The 16,746-nt window shown below is 62.1% G+C and carries 17 protein-coding genes and 2 tRNA genes; 13 read left to right on the top strand and 6 right to left on the bottom strand.

Features of this window, described 5'->3' with window-relative positions:
- Positions 1-105: 105 nt before the first annotated feature.
- Positions 106-504: an NUDIX domain-containing protein gene (locus M2367_RS09955; RefSeq protein ID WP_259236601.1), complete on the bottom strand. Its 399-nt coding sequence runs from the start codon at positions 502-504 to the stop codon at positions 106-108.
- A 355-nt stretch (positions 505-859) separates the two neighbouring features.
- Here M2367_RS09955 and M2367_RS09950 point away from each other — a divergent pair, with 355 nt between their 5' ends.
- From M2367_RS09950 to M2367_RS09935, 4 genes are all read left to right on the top strand, one after another.
- Positions 860-1,705: a DUF5718 family protein gene (locus M2367_RS09950; protein ID WP_259236600.1), complete on the top strand. Its 846-nt coding sequence runs from the start codon at positions 860-862 to the stop codon at positions 1,703-1,705.
- 201 nt (positions 1,706-1,906) lie between these two features.
- The gene (locus tag M2367_RS09945; RefSeq protein ID WP_259236599.1) at positions 1,907-2,239 is read left to right on the top strand and encodes a YnfA family protein; all 333 of its coding nucleotides are present in this window, start codon (positions 1,907-1,909) and stop codon (positions 2,237-2,239) included.
- A 35-nt stretch (positions 2,240-2,274) separates the two neighbouring features.
- The gene (locus M2367_RS09940) at positions 2,275-2,736 is read left to right on the top strand and encodes a GNAT family N-acetyltransferase (protein ID WP_259236796.1); all 462 of its coding nucleotides are present in this window, start codon (positions 2,275-2,277) and stop codon (positions 2,734-2,736) included.
- Positions 2,737-2,780: 44 nt separating this feature from the next.
- Positions 2,781-3,221, top strand: a complete 441-nt coding sequence (locus M2367_RS09935) for an acetyltransferase (protein ID WP_259236598.1) — start codon at positions 2,781-2,783, stop codon at positions 3,219-3,221.
- 231 nt (positions 3,222-3,452) lie between these two features.
- On the opposite strand, the gene M2367_RS09930 is transcribed toward M2367_RS09935, so the two are convergent.
- Positions 3,453-4,877 carry a DEAD/DEAH box helicase gene (locus M2367_RS09930; RefSeq protein WP_042042359.1) on the bottom strand — a complete coding sequence of 475 codons (1,425 nt, stop codon included), beginning with the start codon at positions 4,875-4,877 and terminating at the stop codon, positions 3,453-3,455.
- Positions 4,878-5,197: 320 nt separating this feature from the next.
- On the bottom strand, positions 5,198-5,674 hold the full coding sequence (locus tag M2367_RS09925; RefSeq protein ID WP_259236597.1) for a glutathione peroxidase: 477 nt from the start codon (positions 5,672-5,674) through the stop codon (positions 5,198-5,200).
- A 193-nt stretch (positions 5,675-5,867) separates the two neighbouring features.
- Here M2367_RS09925 and M2367_RS09920 point away from each other — a divergent pair, with 193 nt between their 5' ends.
- Both M2367_RS09920 and M2367_RS09915 read left to right on the top strand, forming a co-directional pair.
- On the top strand, positions 5,868-6,476 hold the full coding sequence (locus tag M2367_RS09920) for a 2OG-Fe(II) oxygenase (protein WP_259236596.1): 609 nt from the start codon (positions 5,868-5,870) through the stop codon (positions 6,474-6,476).
- Between the two features lie 228 nt (positions 6,477-6,704).
- Positions 6,705-7,694 (top strand): D-alanine--D-alanine ligase, encoded by a 990-nt coding sequence (locus M2367_RS09915; protein ID WP_042042362.1) that lies wholly within the window; start codon positions 6,705-6,707, stop codon positions 7,692-7,694.
- Positions 7,695-7,756: 62 nt separating this feature from the next.
- Here M2367_RS09915 and M2367_RS09910 read toward each other — a convergent pair whose 3' ends face one another.
- Positions 7,757-8,191: a VOC family protein gene (locus M2367_RS09910; RefSeq protein ID WP_259236595.1), complete on the bottom strand. Its 435-nt coding sequence runs from the start codon at positions 8,189-8,191 to the stop codon at positions 7,757-7,759.
- Positions 8,192-8,356: 165 nt separating this feature from the next.
- Here M2367_RS09910 and M2367_RS09905 point away from each other — a divergent pair, with 165 nt between their 5' ends.
- Together M2367_RS09905 and M2367_RS09900 are read left to right on the top strand one after the other, a co-directional pair.
- Entirely contained in the window at positions 8,357-9,130 is a 774-nt protein-coding gene (locus tag M2367_RS09905; RefSeq protein WP_259236594.1) for a tRNA-uridine aminocarboxypropyltransferase, read from the top strand.
- Between the two features lie 193 nt (positions 9,131-9,323).
- The gene (locus M2367_RS09900) at positions 9,324-10,103 is read left to right on the top strand and encodes a TSUP family transporter (protein ID WP_224432826.1); all 780 of its coding nucleotides are present in this window, start codon (positions 9,324-9,326) and stop codon (positions 10,101-10,103) included.
- A 133-nt stretch (positions 10,104-10,236) separates the two neighbouring features.
- Here M2367_RS09900 and M2367_RS09895 read toward each other — a convergent pair whose 3' ends face one another.
- Both M2367_RS09895 and M2367_RS09890 read right to left on the bottom strand, forming a co-directional pair.
- The gene (locus M2367_RS09895) at positions 10,237-11,085 is read right to left on the bottom strand and encodes a LysR family transcriptional regulator (RefSeq protein WP_224432827.1); all 849 of its coding nucleotides are present in this window, start codon (positions 11,083-11,085) and stop codon (positions 10,237-10,239) included.
- Between the two features lie 65 nt (positions 11,086-11,150).
- Entirely contained in the window at positions 11,151-12,041 is an 891-nt protein-coding gene (locus M2367_RS09890; protein WP_259236795.1) for a DMT family transporter, read from the bottom strand.
- A gap of 263 nt (positions 12,042-12,304) precedes the next feature.
- On the opposite strand from M2367_RS09890, the gene M2367_RS09885 reads away from it, so the two are divergent.
- The 5 genes from M2367_RS09885 to M2367_RS09865 all read left to right on the top strand — a co-directional run bounded on the left by M2367_RS09885 (position 12,305) and on the right by M2367_RS09865 (position 16,605).
- Positions 12,305-13,186 carry a helix-turn-helix domain-containing protein gene (locus tag M2367_RS09885; RefSeq protein ID WP_259236593.1) on the top strand — a complete coding sequence of 294 codons (882 nt, stop codon included), beginning with the start codon at positions 12,305-12,307 and terminating at the stop codon, positions 13,184-13,186.
- Positions 13,187-13,451: 265 nt separating this feature from the next.
- Positions 13,452-15,089, top strand: a complete 1,638-nt coding sequence (locus M2367_RS09880) for an ATP-dependent endonuclease (protein ID WP_259236592.1) — start codon at positions 13,452-13,454, stop codon at positions 15,087-15,089.
- Positions 15,090-15,282: 193 nt separating this feature from the next.
- On the top strand, positions 15,283-16,005 hold the full coding sequence (locus M2367_RS09875; protein WP_259236591.1) for a hypothetical protein: 723 nt from the start codon (positions 15,283-15,285) through the stop codon (positions 16,003-16,005).
- 352 nt (positions 16,006-16,357) lie between these two features.
- Positions 16,358-16,434: transfer RNA gene (locus M2367_RS09870), tRNA-Met, on the top strand.
- Between the two features lie 94 nt (positions 16,435-16,528).
- Positions 16,529-16,605 (top strand) — tRNA-Met (locus tag M2367_RS09865).
- Positions 16,606-16,746: the final 141 nt, after the last annotated feature.

The following is a 16,746-nucleotide window of genomic DNA, read 5'->3' as shown; positions in this document are numbered from 1 at the left end:
ATGTCGCCGTCATCGGGATGGGCGGCCCAAGACTCCTTATAACAAGTTGATATCGATGCTGTCGAGCATCGCTCACCCATGATGCATGCACTGTGAAGAGCGGGCTCAGTCGATCAGATCCTGCTCGTGCAGCCAGTTCACCACCAACAGGGCGGGGGCGGAGAGACGTTCCTTGTCCTGGCTCCCCAACCAGGCCAGCTCGGCGATTTCAGCGGCCGGGGTGGGAATGCCCTGGCCCTCGCCAAAGAAGCAGCGCAGCCGCACCATGACGCCATCAGCCTTGCCATCGGCCTGGGCCTGAAAATCACCTGCCAGGCGCAGGGTCGTGGGGTCGAGCCGAACGCTCAGCTCTTCGGTGATTTCACGCAGCAGGGCGGCTTCGTCACTCTCGCCGGGATCGCGTTTACCGCCCGGAATATAGAAGAGGCGCTTGCCATGAGAGCGTACGCACAGCAAGCGGCGTTCTTGAATCGTTAGCCAGGCCAGCTTGTCTATCTGAGTCATGGTCTTCTCCTCTTGAGTCATGATGTCCGGGCAGGGCGCGCCTGCGCGGGTCTTCTGCCCGCAGGGCTAGGATGCCTTCGCGGTGGCAGGGGATGGCGGGCAGCCTAACAAAGTTGGCGCACTCGCCCAAGGGGCATGCCGGGCCGGGTTGGAAACTGAGTGTTTCCGGGCATGGAGGATGCTTTGCCGCGAGACGCCGTCAGATGGCGCCCAAAAGTTCGCCCTGGCGCACAGGATGGCGCGCCGGGGCTGGGCGGGACTCGGCTGCTGTGTTTTAATTCCTGCCACTTTAGCGGTAGTTACCCGGCGCCATAGGCGCGAATTTCCCGGGTGCGACAAAAGAGGATGTAGAGAGATGCGAGTCACAGCACAGCGCAATTTTATCGGACTCGGGGTGGCGGGCAACTTCGCCGGTCATCTGGAGCAGGCGGGCGAGGCGGCGGACTTTGTTGCCGTGCAGGTGGTGGACAAGGTGGCCCCCAAGGCGCTGTTCCCCTTCTATGTGCCGTCCCATCCGGGCCAGCTCGGCGTCTTCCCGTTAAGTGAAGCGGCCATCTTTCTGCCAGAGGCGGCGGTGAGCGGCGACGAAAAGGTGCAGATAGAGCCGGAAGTGGCGCTCTGGTGCGAGCTGGAATATGCGGGGGAGCAGGTGGTTGCCATCCATCCCAAGGCGTTTGGCGCCTATAACGACTGCTCCATCCGCCGTCCCAATGCCAAAAAAATCAGCGAGAAGAAGAACTGGGGCCCGGAGAGCAAGGGACTGGCCGCCCATTTGTTGCCCCTGTCCCATTTTGCCGCCGGCTGCGAGCTCGATGATTACCGCATCGCCTGCTATCTGGAGCGTGATGGCGAGCTGCATGGCTACGGGATAGACAGCGCGGCGGTGGATTACAGCTACTTCCATCAGCAGTTGCTGGAGTGGGCCGTCGACAAGTTCAACCATCAGCAGGACGCAGGCCCGGCCGAGCATATCCAGGGGTTGCTGGCCCAGGCGGGCAGGCCGCAACACGCCCTGATCAGCATAGGGGCCACCCGCTACACCCCGTTCGGCGAGACCCATTTCCTCCAACCCGGCGACACCTCCTGCGTGCTGGTCTACCCGGGTAGCCGCTACAGCGAAAGTGATATCCGCACCGCGATCCGCAGCCGCCAGTTCGGCCCGGATGTGTCGGCGCTGCTGCAGGCGGTCAAGACCCGCTGATCCCCTCGGCCCTCTCCCTTCCCGGGAGAGGGCCCGATATGGCTGCCCCGCACTCAACCACCTGGCTATCCCTCAGGGCCTTGCCGCCATCTTGTTGGCTCTTTCATGGGCCGAGATCCAGAAGCCGATTGAAGCGCGCCGATATAACAGTATGATTTGCCAAGAGAAGCGCACTTATCGGCAAGGATGATTGAACCGCACATGATTGAACTCAAAACCATGGCCCTGTTTCTGGTGACGGCGGTCGCCGAGATCCTCGGCTGCTACCTGCCCTATCTGTGGCTGACCCAGGGCAAGAGCATCTGGTTGCTGCTGCCCGCGGCCCTCAGTCTGGCCCTGTTTGCCTGGCTGTTGTCACTGCATCCGACCGCCGCCGGACGAGTCTATGCCGCCTATGGGGGCGTCTATATCTTCGTGGCCATCCTCTGGCTCTGGGCGGTGGATGGCATCAGACCCACTGTGTGGGACTGGGTCGGTGCCGGGGTCGCCCTGACGGGCATGGCCATCATCATGTTTGCCCCCAGATCCGCATAGGACGCTGGGGAACACTGAAGATCAGGAGGGTTGCCATTGTGGTGATCAGAGAGTGCAGGGAGCAGGATCTGGCGGGCCTGCTCACTCTTTACGCCGAACTCAGGCCCAATGATCCCGTGCTGGCGCCGTCGGTGGCGAGGGAGGCGCTGAGGCGACTGCTGGCCGAGCCCGGAGTACGACTCCTGGTGGCCGAGGTGGAGGGCCAGCTGGCCGCCACCTGTCAGTTGGGGGTGATCCCCACCCTCACCAATGGCGGCAAACCCTTTGCCATCATAGAGCATGTGATCACCGCAGCGGCCTTTCGCCGCCAGGGCCTGAGCCAGCAGGTGATAGCCCGGGCGCTCGCCATCGCCTGGGAGATGGAGTGCTACAAGGTGATGCTGCTGTCGGGGGAGGGGCGTGAGGAGACCCACCGACTCTATGAGAAGCTGGGCTTCAAGGGGGGTATCGAGAAGGGCTTTGTCATTAAGCGCACCGACGCCATGGCAGCTCGATAGGAGCCTGATGGGCCAGCCATAGAGATCAACAGGAGAACCAGCATATGAAGATTGAACCGGCAGAAAGCGGCGATCACATGACGCTTATCGCCATCTGGGAGGCCTCGGTGCGCGCCACCCATCACTTCCTGCAAGAGGAAGACATCGCCACCCTGAGGCCCCTTATCCTCGAACACTATTTCGATGCCGTGCGCCTCTATTGCGCCAGGCAGGATGGGGTTATCGTCGGCTTTATCGGGGTGGCTGAGGGCAACATCGAGATGCTCTTCATCGCCCCCGCGGCGAGAGGCCGTGGTGTCGGCCGCCAGCTGGTGGACCACGCTATCCATTGCCTGGGGGTGACCCGGGTGGACGTCAACGAGCAGAATGCCCAGGCCCTCGGCTTCTATCAGCACCTGGGTTTCGGGGTGACGGGGCGCTCTCCCCTGGATGGCCAGGGCAAGCCCTATCCGCTGTTGCACATGGTGCTGACCGCCCAGGAGTGAAGGCGCCCTGAATGTGCCGCGACCAAAGGGGTGGGCACGCAGCCCAATCTCGATTTTGCCAACCGCGATGGGGCAGGGTCGGGCGTGGGCTTTGGCGAACAGTCGGAGCGGATGCTGGAGCGCTGCGAAACGGTCTTTTCGCAGGATAAATGGCATCAATAAAAAAACCGCACGAGTGCGGTTTTTTGTATTTCAGGCCTGGCGGTACAGGGTAGCCGCACAGAGGCTCTCTTACTCCTCGTTGGAGTTGTCCTGATAGCCATCGCGCTGGGTCTTGGGCAGGCGGCGCATCGGGGCGAAGCCGGTGTCTTCACCGCCACGCTCTTTCTGACGTGCCGGCGCCGCCGCTTTACTGCCAACTGCTTTGGGTTTCGGCTTGGTGGCGGGTTTTCCCCTGGCAGCAGGCTGCTCCTTGGCGGCTTTTTCTCTGGCCTTGACGTTGTGCTTGGCATTGACGTGGCCACCACGGTCGCGGTTTTGTATCGGCTTGTTGCTGGGCAGGCTCTGGCGCGTCACTTTGCCGCTAGGCTCGTACCCTTCCTGAATTTCGCTCGGGATGCTTTGGCCTATCAGGGACTCTATGGCCTTGAGCTGATCCAGCTCATCCAGACTGACCAGGGAGATGGCTTCGCCACCCCGACCGGCCCGGCCGGTACGACCGATCCGGTGAATGTAATCCTCGGCCACTTGCGGCAGCTCGAAGTTGATCACGTGCGGCAGCAGATCGATGTCGAGACCGCGGGCGGCGATATCGGTGGCAACCAGTACCCGCACCTTGCCCTCGCGAAAATCGGCAAGGGCCCGGTTGCGGGCGCCCTGGGTCTTGTCACCATGGATGGCGACGGTATTGAGACCGTCTTTGACCATCTGCTGGGCGAGGCGGTCGGCGATAAGCTTGGTGCGCACGAATACCAGCACTCTTTGCCAGTTGCCCCGGCCAATCATGTGGGAGAGCAGCTCGCGCTTGCGCTCACGATCCACCTTGATGACACGCTGGTTGACTTGTTCGGCGGTGCTGTTGCTCGGGCTCACCTCGATGAGGGTCGGGCTCTTGAGCAAGTCATCGGCCAGCGCCTTGATTTCGTCCGAGAAGGTGGCGGAGAACAGCAGGGTCTGCCGCTCCTCCGGCAATGCCTTCATGATGCGGCGAATGTCGGTGATAAAGCCCATGTCGAGCATGCGATCCGCTTCATCCAGCACCAGCACTTCCAGCTCGGTCAGGGTGAGGGCGCGCTGGGTCAGCAGATCCAGCAGGCGACCGGGGGTGGCGACCAGAATGTCGACCCCGAGCTTGATGGCCTCGAGATTGGGTTTGATGCTGACACCACCGTAGGCTATCAAGGTCCGGAACGGCAGATGATTGGCGTACTTGATGATGCTCTCACCGACCTGGGCGGCCAGCTCGCGAGTCGGAGTCAGGATCAGGGCGCGGACCTGACGGCGTCCGCCACGGCCATGATTGGCCAGCAGACGGTGCAGCATGGGCAGGGTGAAACCGGCTGTCTTGCCGGTCCCGGTCTGGGCGCCGCCCAGCACATCCTGGCCTGCCAGAATGGCCGGAATAGCCTGTTGCTGGATAGGGGTTGGCTGTGCGTAACCCAACTCCTTGACGGCACGCAATATGTGCGGCGACAGGCCCAGTTCGTTAAATGACATCTTAGAGAGAGACTCCTGACATTGAGCATTGGCTCAGCTGGGATCGACGCGCGCCATTGGCGCCACCAACCCCGAAGAAACTGCGATAGCGGTGGCGTCGTGAGAGGAACCACCGGGAACACACATTGCGGTGGCACCTTGGGGCGCACCAGCCGATCAGCATGGGCGCATAATATAGCAGAGATCGCGGCCAAGGGCAGCCGCCATCGGTGACAAGACTCCTGACCCAGGAGTGTACGGGTGGGGCGTTGCGACTCAAAGCCTATCTGAGGCAACGCGCAGCGTGATAACGGGCGGTTAATGACGCGGGCTGAACGGGCTCAGAGCAGGGCTGCGATGTCGGTGGCCAGGGATTCCGGGGTTGTCTGGGGGGCATAGCGAGCCACCACCTGGCCATCACGGTTGATGAGAAACTTGGTGAAGTTCCATTTGACCGCCTCCGAACCCAGCAGGCCCGGTTGCTCGGCCTTGAGCCAGCGATAGAGGGGGTGAGTGCGGGGACCATTGACCTCGCACTTGCTCATGATGGGGAAGCTGACCGGGTAATCCAGCGCGCAGAAGCGGGCTATCTCGTCGGCCTCACCGGGTTCCTGGCCGCCAAACTGGTTGCAGGGAAAGCCGAGTATGGTCAACCCCAGGGGGGAGAACTGACGATAGAGGGCTTCCAGGCCTGTGTATTGGGGCGTAAAACCGCAGTGGCTGGCGACGTTGACCACCAGGATCACCCTATTTTGCAACTCGCGCTGGGGGTATTCGCTGCCATCGAGGCGGGTGAGTGTTAGCTTGCTCAGGGTCATATTGATGCTCGTCGTCTGTGGTTAATCGCCCAGGATCCTGAGGCAACGCTAGCTGAGCCGGTGGTGCAGAGCAAGTGGGGCGGCGGAAAGGGCCTTCATATTGATGCTGAGGCTCGTATCGAGTTGCAATCCGGTTTGTGAGCCGCCCCAAAAGCCGATAAAAAGCGCCACTGCTACTTTTTGAGCCTATCCCTTGGATTACAACGCCGTCATGGATGCCATTTACACCCAGGGTTGGGTGATAGTGGACGATTTTCTCTCCGCCGCCGAGGTGGATCTGCTGCGTGCCTGCCTGCCCGATGAGTGGCAACAGGCCGGCATTGGTCGTGAAGGGCAGCATCAGGGCAATCCCGAGATCCGCCGGGATCAGATCCACTGGTTGGATGGGGAGCTGGGGGCCCCGGTGGCGGCCTATCTGGCGCGCATGGAATCCTTGCGCATCGCAGCCAACCGCATGCTGATGCTGGGACTCTTTGATTACGAGGCCCATTTTGCCCGTTATCGACCCGGTGATTTCTACGCGACCCACAGGGATGCCTTCGCCGGGCGCTCCAACCGCCGCCTCACCTCCGTCTTCTATCTCAATAATGGTTGGCAGCCGGACGATGGCGGCGTGCTGCGAGTCTATGACGACAGTGAACAGCATCTGATGGATGTCTCTCCCAAGGGGGGGCGACTGGTGTTGTTTTTGTCCGAGGAGTTTCCCCACGAGGTGCTGGCCGCCCGTCAGGAGCGTTACAGCATCGCGGGATGGTTCAGGGTCAATGGTACCGCCCCTGGCCGAGTCGACCCGCCCCGTTGATCTCCGCCTTGCAGGGCCGTGTGGCCGCGGGCCTGAGGTTGACAGAAATTGGCGCTTTGTTGGCCAGTAGCGCGGCTTTGTGCCCGGTCTGAGCGTCCGGGCGCTGCCATCAGCTGACAAGGCGTATTCTTGCTTGCTACACTGGCCGCACTTGGCTTACGTCCGGTGGCTGGTTTCCTGTTCGCCGCCGAGGATGACGCGGCCGCTTCTCCCAAGGGATCCCAATCAATGAAGAAGATGCATGTCTTGCTGCTGTGCGGCGGCGGTGGCTCCGAGCACGAAGTCTCTCTGCGCAGTGCCAATTTCATCGAGCAACAACTCGGCCTCCTGCCCGGCGTCGACGTGACCCGGGTCGAGATGTTTGCCGATCGCTGGCTCAGCGCCGACGGCCGCGAGTGCAAGCTGGGGCTCGACAGGCTGCTCTCTTTTGACAGCGTGGCGCGACCGGTGGATTTCGTGGTGCCCTGTATCCACGGCTACCCGGGCGAGACCGGCGATCTGCAATCTTTCCTCGAGCTGGCCGGTCTGCCCTACCTGGGCTGCGATGCCGAGGCGAGCAAGCTCTGCTTCAACAAGATCAGCACCAAGCTGTGGCTCTCCGCCCTGGATATTCCCAACACCCCTTATCTGTTCCTGACCGAGCAGGATGAGACCAGCCTGAATGAGGCCAAAGCCGCTTTGGCCAACTGGGGCAGGGTCTTTATCAAGGCCGCTTGCCAAGGCTCCTCGGTGGGTTGCTACTCAGCCAGCAATGAAGCCGAACTGGTGCAGGGCATCAAGGACGCCTTCGGTTACTCCGAGCAGGTCCTGATCGAAAAAGCGGTCAAGCCCCGGGAGCTGGAAGTGGCCGTCTATCAGTACGGCGACGAGCTGGTGGCGACCTATCCGGGCGAGATCTGCGTGCCGACCGACAAGTTCTATACCTACGAAGAGAAGTACAGCAGCGCCAGCCACACCGAAACCGCCCTGCATGCCGAAGGGCTGACCCAGGCCCAGTCTGATGCCATCCAGGCCTATGCCCTCAAGGCGTTCCGTCAACTGAAACTGACCCATCTGTCGCGTATCGACTTCTTCCTGACCATCGATGGCGAGATCCTGCTCAACGAGATCAACACCTTCCCGGGCATGACTCCCATCTCCATGTTCCCGAAATTGCTGGAGCATCATGGTCACAGCTTTGCGCAGTTCCTCGAAGGCATAGTGCGCAAACCCGCATAAGGGCAGGGTGCGGAGACACAACAAGCGAGGGGCCCCAGGGCCCCTCGCTTGTTGATGGCGGTTTATGTCTGTGAACACTCCCCGGCTGCCGGGGTAAACAGCCAGATATGCGCCCCTTGGGGGTCGGCTATCAGGGCCATGCGCCCGACGCTGGGAATATCCATGGCAGGGACCACCAGGCTGCCGCCATGCTGGATCACCCTGGCGACTCGGGCATCCACATCATCGACTGCGATGTAGGTCGCCCAATGAGGTGGCACCCCTTCCATCTGTGGATTGCCGCGAGTGGCCTGTACCCCGGCGATGGGCCGACCGTTGGCGACCAGCATGGGGTAATCAAACCCCTCCATCGCCGTCTGCTGCACCTGCCAGCCTAGCACCTCGGTATAGAAGCGGATCCCCGCCTCGCTATCGGGCACATAGAGTTCGTGCCAGGTAAAGGTACTGCCTTCGGCCAGGGCATGCTCCCGGGCCTGGTCATTGCTTTGCTCCGTCATATCGCTCTCTCCTTTAGAGGTCACTCCCGAGTGGCGCGACCGTGCGGTGTTGAGTATAGAAAGGGTCTCCCTGTCTGCTGGCTTTATGGGAGGGGCCTTGCCGCCCAGGGACACCCTCGCTACAATTCCGCCCCTTTTTGTCCTCTTTTGTGCCGAGTCTCCTTCATGAAGCCAGTCCCCGATCATGCCGTCAATCGCCTGCGAACCTGGCGCAAGAGTATCTCTACCCGTCCTTTCCTGGCCCGGGGCGGGAGCGTGCCACGCTGCGAGGCCTGTCAATTGCGCCGGGACTGGTGCGCCTGTGACTGGCGTCCCGAGCTCAAGGCTGAGGCGGGTTTCTGCCTGTTGATGTATGACAGCGAGCCGATGAAACCCTCCAACACGGGTCGTCTTATCGCCGATGTCTTGCCTGACACCACCTGGGCCTTCCTCTGGTCGCGCACCGAGCCCCATCCCGCGTTGCTGGCGCTGCTCAGGGATCCCGAGTGGCAGCCTTATGTGGTGTTTCCGGCGAGCGAAAAGGCGCCAGCGCGCCTGACCGAGCAGGTACTGCCCACGCCCGGCAAGCGGCCGCTGTTTATCTTGCTCGATGGCACCTGGCCAGAGGCACGCAAGATGTTCAACAAGAGCCCCTATCTCGATGCACTGCCTGTGCTGAGCGTGCGTCCAGAGAGCCTCTCCACCTATGGCATGAGGGTGGCCCCCAAGGAGCATCAGCTCTGCACCGCCGAGGTGGCGGCTTGTGTGCTGGAAGTCGCGGGGGAGGTACAGGCCGGGCTTGGCCTGCAACTCTGGTTCAACCTGTTCAGCAGCCGCTACATGGCCGGGCGGGTCAATCGCTGGCCGGGGGAGGAGGATGCCGCCCTGCAGCAGGCGCTGCTCCCTTTCTTGAGTCCGATGGGGGAAAATGATGAAAATCGGGAATCAACCCCCGCTTGAGTCATGAGCACTGGGATGATTCGACCCGAGAGGCGGCCAATGCCCGTCACATAAAATATGAAAATAAGGAATTGATTGGCTGCCATTGTTTCGTTATGTGAATGAGTGAGCCGCGCTTAGGATAGGCGCAACCGGCTCCTGCACGCCTCCTCTTGGCAGGATAGGAGCCCTGTCTTGTCTGACTGAGGTGCAAATGGAGTTTGAGCTTACTACCCTGATCCTGCTGTTCGGCGTCGCCCTGGCCGCCGGTTTCATCGATGCCATCGCCGGGGGCGGCGGTCTGCTGACGGTGCCCGCCCTGCTGGCCACCGGCATGCCGCCCGCCCTGGTACTGGGCACCAACAAGTTACAGAGCAGCTTCGGCTCCTTCTCCGCCACCTGGTTCTATGCCCGCCGGGGCTTGATTGAGTGGCATATCATCTGGCCCGCGGTCATTTTCACCTTTATCGGGGCGGCACTGGGCTCCCTGGCGGTGCAGACCATAGACGCCGCCATTCTGGAGCGGCTGCTCCCCTTCCTGCTGGTGGCCTTTGCCTGTTACTTCTACTTCTCCCCCAGGGTGAGCGATGCGGAAAGCAGCCGTCGTCTTACCCCCATGCTGTTTGCACTGTTGGTTGGCGGCGGGGTCGGTTTCTATGATGGCTTCTTTGGTCCGGGTACCGGCTCCTTCTTTGCCATCGGCTTTGTCGCCCTGGCGGGATTTGGCATGGCGCGGGCCACCGCCCACACCAAGTTGCTCAATTTCACCTCCAACATCGCCTCGCTGATCTTCTTTGCCCTCGGTGGCAAGGTGGTGTGGAGCGTCGGCTTCTCCATGGCGCTTGGGCAGTTCATTGGCGCGCGATTTGGCTCCAAGCTGGTGCTGATCAAAGGGGTAAAGCTGATCAAACCCTTGCTGGTCACCATCTCCCTGCTGATGTCGGCCAAGCTTATCTGGAGCCAGTATCCCGCCCTGTTTAGCTGGCTGCACTGAGTTAGGTGCAGGTCTGCGTCCCTTGACCCTCGTTTCACTGGCACAGCGCCATCAGGAGGCCGCGCCTGCACGGGCGCGGCCTCTCATCTTTGCACTGTGGTCAGAACATGGGGCATTGATATAAAGGGCCTCATCAGCCGCTCAGGGGCCTTAGTTGGGCGAAGTGGCGAGTCAGGGCCTGGATCAGGCGGCTGGCTCTGTCTCGTTTCAGGCTGCTGGGCCGGTAAATGAGGTGGATGGGGCGACTGATGCCGGGCAGGGGGCGGGCTTGCTTGCCCTGCTCGCCGACCAGGGCCAGCAGCCCTTCGGGCAACATCACCGGCCCCATGCCCGCCTTGGCCAGCTCGATCAGCGCCAGATAGGAGTCGAGCTGCATGCGCGGCGCCAGCCCCAGCTCGGCCAGGGGGGCGACCAGATAGCGGTTGACCGGGTTGTCCAGATCCATGGTGAACAGGCTGGCAGCCGGGCCTCTCTCCTCCTCACTCCCCACCAGATAGAAGGGTTCATCCCTCAGCAGCTCGGCGTGCAAACCGTGTCCGGGGGGCAGGCGTCCAGCGCAGATCCCGAGCAGGGCCTCCCCGGCCCGCACCCGCGCCAGGATCACCGGGGTGTGGTGGGTGGAGATCAGCAAGTAGGGATCCTGGCGCAGGTAGTCGGCCATGAAGGGGGCCAGGTAGCCAGCCAGCAGGGTCTCGGAGCAGGCAACCGGCAGGGGATGGGCATCGGTGAGGGTCTGGCTGTCGGCCAGCAGTCCCTTCATCTCTGCCAGGGTGGGAGCGAGACGGGTCAGCAGCTCGTGGGCCTGGGGAGTGAGCCTGATCTGGCGGCCATCGGGTTCGATCAACTTCTTGCCGAGCCGCTGTTCCAGCTGGCTGATGCGCTTGCTGACCGCCGACTGGCTGATATAGAGGCGGCTGGCCACCTTGCCCATGGTGCCCTCCGTGGCCAGCAAAAACAGGGTATCGAGCCCTTCCAGTAACATAGTGTCGTGCCTCCCGAACATGTCCGGCCCCCACCTTAGGGGCTTGTGGGACGAGAGGCAAGGGGTCAGACCGGTTGGGGTTTGAGGCGCCTGGGCAATCCGAAGATCACCAGATTGCCGAGCAGGCAGACCGCCATGCCGACCATGGAGACCGGTTGCCAGACAAAGCCCTCATACAGGGTGGAGAGACCCAGGGCCACCAGAGGAAAGAGCACGGTGGCATAGGCCGCCTTGCTGGCCCCGATCCGCCCGACCAGGGTCAGATAGGCGGTAAAGGCGATCACCGAGCCGAACAGCGCCAGATAGAGCAGGGCCCCCCAGTAACGAGTGCCGGTCGGCCAGACCAGCTCTTGACCCAGCAGTTGTACCCAGCCCAGCAGCAGTATGACTCCGTACAACATGCCCCAGGGCACCATCTGCAACACGGTGAAACCCTGGCGCTGACCCCGGGCCGAGACCAGATTGCCGAGGGAGAAGCAGAGGGTTCCGGCGCAGGCGAAGGCGAGCCCCTTCCAGGCCTGGGCGCCCAGATCGCTCGACATCAGGCTGGGCCAGAACAGCAGCAGGGTGCCGGCCAGTCCCATCACTGAACCCTGCAGCCATTGACGGCTGGGTTTCTGTTTCTCGAACAGCCAGAGGTTGAGGCCGTTGAAGATGCTGGCACAGGCGAACACCACCGCCGAGAGGCCGCTGGGGATGTATTGGGTGGCGTGATAGAAGCAGAGGAAGTTGGTGGAAAAGAGCAGGGCGCCGAGCAGGGCGGCATAGCCCTGGCCTTGTCTTGGCAGACGGGGAAACTTGCCGCTCAGGGTGAGCAGGGCAAAGAGTGCCAGGGCCGCCAGGGCGAAGCGATAGAGCACCGAGACCTCGATGGGGATGGGGCCGAGTTGCCAGGCGATGGCAATCCAGGTGCTGCCCCAGATGAGCACGGTGGCGAGATAGAGGGTCAGATTCATCATGGTGATCCTTAGGAAGGCGACGGCAATGGGTAAAGGAGGAGCTCTGCTCTCTCACTCTGGTCTTAGCATGGCCTGCCCTGGCCCGTGCCGGGTTACAGGATCTTGCGGTTATTTTGCCTAGGGGCGCCCCGGTGGCTGCCATCTGCCGGGGAGGGCGGGTAGACTGAGCACTCACCGGTCAGCGAAGGGCTGCCCGAGGAACCCTGTGGCGCCAGCTGGCTAGCCCCGGGTTCAGAGATCTTCAGGATGAGAGAGGCGACATGGCTGCAGGGGTATTCGATGCATTGGTCAGCACGGGGGCGCGGCTCGAGGCCCACCACTGGCTGGAGCCAGGGCTCGGGCTGGCCAGCTGGCGCAACTGCTTCGATCAGACGCGCTACCACAGACCCGGCCATCACACCCTGAGCGTCTATCTGCAAGGGGGTGAGCAGACGGAGCGGCTCGATGGCCCTGGGGGCCATGGCGGCGTCGGCAAGATTTGCCTGATGCCGGATCACCACAGATCCGAGTGGCTGGTGCGCGAGGAGTTTCGCTTCTTTCATCTCTATTTCAGCCCGGCACACCTGACGCGGATCGCCGAGGAGGTCTGCGATCGGGAGGGCCGCCATCTGCAGCTCGATGACAAGACCTTCATCGACGATGCCGTCTTGATGAGGCTGGCCAACCAGCTTCAACACCTGGACTGGCAGGAGGCGGGCAATCGGCTGGCCCTTGGCGAGATCTGCAATCAACTGCTGCTGCACACCTTTAGTCATCACACCCAGGAGGCGCCAGCGCTGGTGCTGCCCAAGGGGGGATTAGCGCCAGCAGTGGCGCGGCGGGTGTGTGATTACATGGCCGGGCGTCTTGCGCAGCCCATCTTGCTTGGCGAGCTGGCGGCCGAGGCCAGCCTGAGCGAATTCCACTTCAGCCGCATGTTCGCCCAAACCCTGGGTACCTCTCCCCATCGTTATCTGCAGGGGCTGCGATTGCGCCGTGCCAAGCAGCTCTTGCTGGCCGGGGCCTCCCTGGGGGAGGTGGCGAGCCAATGTGGTTTCTCGTCTGCGGCCCACCTGGGTAACCGCTTTCGTGATGATTTTGGTTTGAGTCCGGGGCAGTGGCGCAGCCGCTTGTCATCGGATTGTCATGCTGGGTGGAGATAGTGGCGGCGCGCCCATCAACCCGTGCGCCACCGCCATGATCCCACCTCATAAGAAGGAAGCCTCTTGAAACAAAGCAAACGTCAGGCTCGCAGCCGCCACCTCTGGTTCAGTCACTGGAACGCCCCTCGCTGGTCCCTGCCTCTCCCCTGTGTCCCCGAACCCGAAGTGCCTCACAGTTCTCGTTGAAATCTCCCCCCTGCCATAGGCAGTGGCCGGCAAGTTTGCCACTATGACTCCCAGACGTTGATTGCTGTCATGGGGCGCTATGTTTCTGGAACGTATCGAGATAAAAGGCTTTCGCGGGATAAACCGCCTCTCGCTCAGCCTGGATAACACCACTGTGCTCATCGGTGAGAACGCCTGGGGGAAATCGAGCCTGCTGCGGGCACTCTGGTGTCTGCTGGGTCAGGAAGCCGAGCCCTATCAGTTCAATGCCGATGACTTCCACAGACCCGAAGATCCCGAGCTGGCCCCGGCGCGCAGCCTGCAACTGGTGCTCACCTTCAGCGAATACCGACCGGAGATGTGCCTGCGTTCCCAGCGCCTTGCCCGTCTCGCCCCGGTCTGGATGTCTCACAAAGACAAGTTCCATCGCATCCACTATCGAGCCAGCGCCGAGTTGCACGATGACGGCAGCGTGTTGAGTCGCCATGACTTTCTCGATGGCATCGGCAAGGTGCTGGAGGGGGTGGAGAGCGGGCCTCTGGTCACTCTGCTCATCACCATGAACCCGGTGTTTCGGCTGCGCGACGCCCGCAGCGCCCAGTTCGGCCAGGAGGCCCAGCCCTGGCCCGAGCCCAGCGAGCATCACCTCGGCAAGCTGATGGAGAAGATGGGGGATGAGCCTTCACGCATCGGTGAAGAGGAACTCAAGGAGGCGCTGAGCGCCGTGCGCCAGCTGACGGATCACTACTTCAAGGCCCTGGCCCCCATCAAATACAAGCCGCGCAGCCAGCGGGAGATCATCAACAGGCCCATGACACTGCGCAACCCCGGCAACCTGCAGAGCCTGTTGCGTAGCGCCGACAACCGGGCACTGCAACTGGCCATGGCGGGCATGGCGGGGGCCCTGCTCAATGCGCGCGGCAATCGGGAGCTGGAGCAAGGGGCCAGGCCCATCATGATTGTGGAGGATCCGGAGAGCCGGCTTCATCCCACCATGCTCTCCCTGGCCTGGGGGCTGCTTGAGCAACTACCGGCGCAGAAACTGCTCACCACCAATTCCGGCGATCTGCTCTCCTCCTTGCCCTTGAATCAGGTGCGCCGTCTGGTGCGCCGCCAGCAGGACATCCTCTGTCATCAACTCGGGGGGGAGCGCTACAGCAGCGACGATCTGCGCAAGATCGCCTTTCATGTGCGCATCAACAGACCCATGTCGCTGTTTGCCCGCTGCTGGTTGCTGGTGGAGGGGGAGACCGAGATCTGGCTGCTGTCAGAGCTGGCCCAGCTCTGCGGCTACAGCCTGCGGGCCGAAGGGGTGCGCATCATCGAGTTTGCCCAGTGCGGCCAGGCGCCCCTCATCAAGGTGGCCCGGGACTTTGGCATAGAGTGGCACCTGCTCACCGACGGCGACGAGGCCGGGATGAAGTACGCCAGCTCGGCCCGATCCCTGCTCAAAGGGGAGCGGGAACAGGATCGTCTGACGCAGCTGCCTGCCGCCGACATCGAGCACTACCTCTATCACAACGGCTTCGAGGCGGTGTTTCGGCGCGAAGCCGGGGTGGGGGGGCGATCCTCACTCAGCGCCAGCCGCATCATCAACAAGGCGATACACCATCGCAGCAAGCCCGGCATGGCATTGGCCGTGGTGGAAGAGGCGGAGCGTCTGGGCCCAGGCCATATCCCCGTGGTGATCCGCCAGCTGTTCAAGCGGTTAGTGGCCCAGGCGAGGGGCCAGGGTTGACCTCCGATGCCTTTGTGGCAATTCCCCGGACGTTCAAGGGGTTAGTGGCCCAGGCGAGGGGCCAGGGCTGACTTCCGATGCCTTTGTGGTAAATCACCGGGCGTTCAAGGGGCTGGTGGCTCCGGCGAGGGCCAGGCGTTTGGTTCCGCTTTGAGTTTGGGTATACTCGCCCCCTTCATCACAGGAGGCGTTCATGTTATCCCAATTACCCCTATGGCTTTATCCCCTGAGTGGCCTGATGGCACTCGGGGCCCTCGCTTGGCTGGCACTGGTGCTGTGGCGCGGGGATCTCTGCCCGGGTCAACGCTCGCGTATCCTCCAGCAGAGCTTCTCGGTCTGGGTCATCAGTGGCCTCTCGGTGATGCTGGCGGTGGAGGCGAAGGCGCCCCAGTGGCAAGTCTGGCTCGGTGGGGCGGCCCTGATACTGGGCATCGGCGTCTCCTTGCTGCAATCGAGACTGGAGGGCAAACGCGCCATCCCCGCCACCTGGCTATTGCTGCCCGCCTTGCCCCTGAGCCTCTATGGACTGGGACTGCTGGCTGCGACTGGCTGGGTGAGTGGTCTGTTGCAGATGGTGCTGCTGGGCGCCGCCTTCGCTCACCTGATGCTGCTGCGAGCCCGCCACCGGTTGCAGGCGTTCAACACCTTGTTGCCCATGGTGGGGCTGGGGACGGCGATTGCCAGCCTGCTCTGGTTTGTGGCCCTGATGTTGATGAGTCAGCCGAGTGACGCCGTGCTGAGCGCGCTGTTGCCCTGGATCCTGACTCAAACCCTGCTGCTTGTCGCCACCTTGCTGCTCTGGTTCAGCCCTGTCTATCTGCGGCGCGAGACCGCCCCCGTGGTGCTATCGACCACCCTGTGCGGCCTGCTGATCGCCGAGATAGCCGCCACTGGCGCCTTGCAGATGCTGAACTGAGACCGCTTATTGCATTGAGACGGCGGAGCCTGGCTATCAGGCAGGCTGGGCTCCCCTGTCTACCAGCAGGGGCTTGTTGCCCTGACGGGAGGGTCACTGTGGCGCGCCAAGGAGATCGACGGCGTCGACCCTGGGGAATGTGAGCCAGAGTGGACACCCTAATGGCAGCTGAGCTTGCCTGCCTTGAGGGGGGCGGGTGAGGTTTCAGAGGCAAGGGCTTGTTTCATCGCATAAAAAGGCAGCATGGTGCTGGTAAAAGGGGCTGTTAGCGCCGCATTAATCTACACCTTCAACTTTATCAAGATTTTTGCTTGCAATATTTGCGCTGGCGCCTATTATTGGCGACCTCAGACGCGGGGTGGAGCAGCTCGGTAGCTCGTCGGGCTCATAACCCGAAGGTCGTTGGTTCAAATCCAGCCCCCGCAACCATCTGATACTCAAGGTGTTTATCGCCAGGCGAAGATGACTTGAGTGAAGCAATACCCAACCAGACAACTGCTCAGTCTTGTTGGCACAATTCGGACGCGGGGTGGAGCAGCTCGGTAGCTCGTCGGGCTCATAACCCGAAGGTCGTTGGTTCAAATCCAGCCCCCGCAACCACATTCAGTCTTGCTGTTCAGTTATGAACATCAAGGCGCACTCAAGTTGGCAACTGCTCTGCCAGCTTGGGACAATTCGGACGCGGGGTGGAGCAGCTCGGTAGCTCGTCGGGCTCATAACCCGAAGGTCGTTGGTTCAAAT

The organism is Aeromonas sp. BIGb0445 (assembly GCF_024809075.1).
GTDB classification, from domain to species: domain Bacteria; phylum Pseudomonadota; class Gammaproteobacteria; order Enterobacterales; family Aeromonadaceae; genus Aeromonas; species Aeromonas rivuli.
Note: the sequence above shows the minus strand (reverse complement) of the source record. Positions and strands in the feature narration are given on the sequence as shown.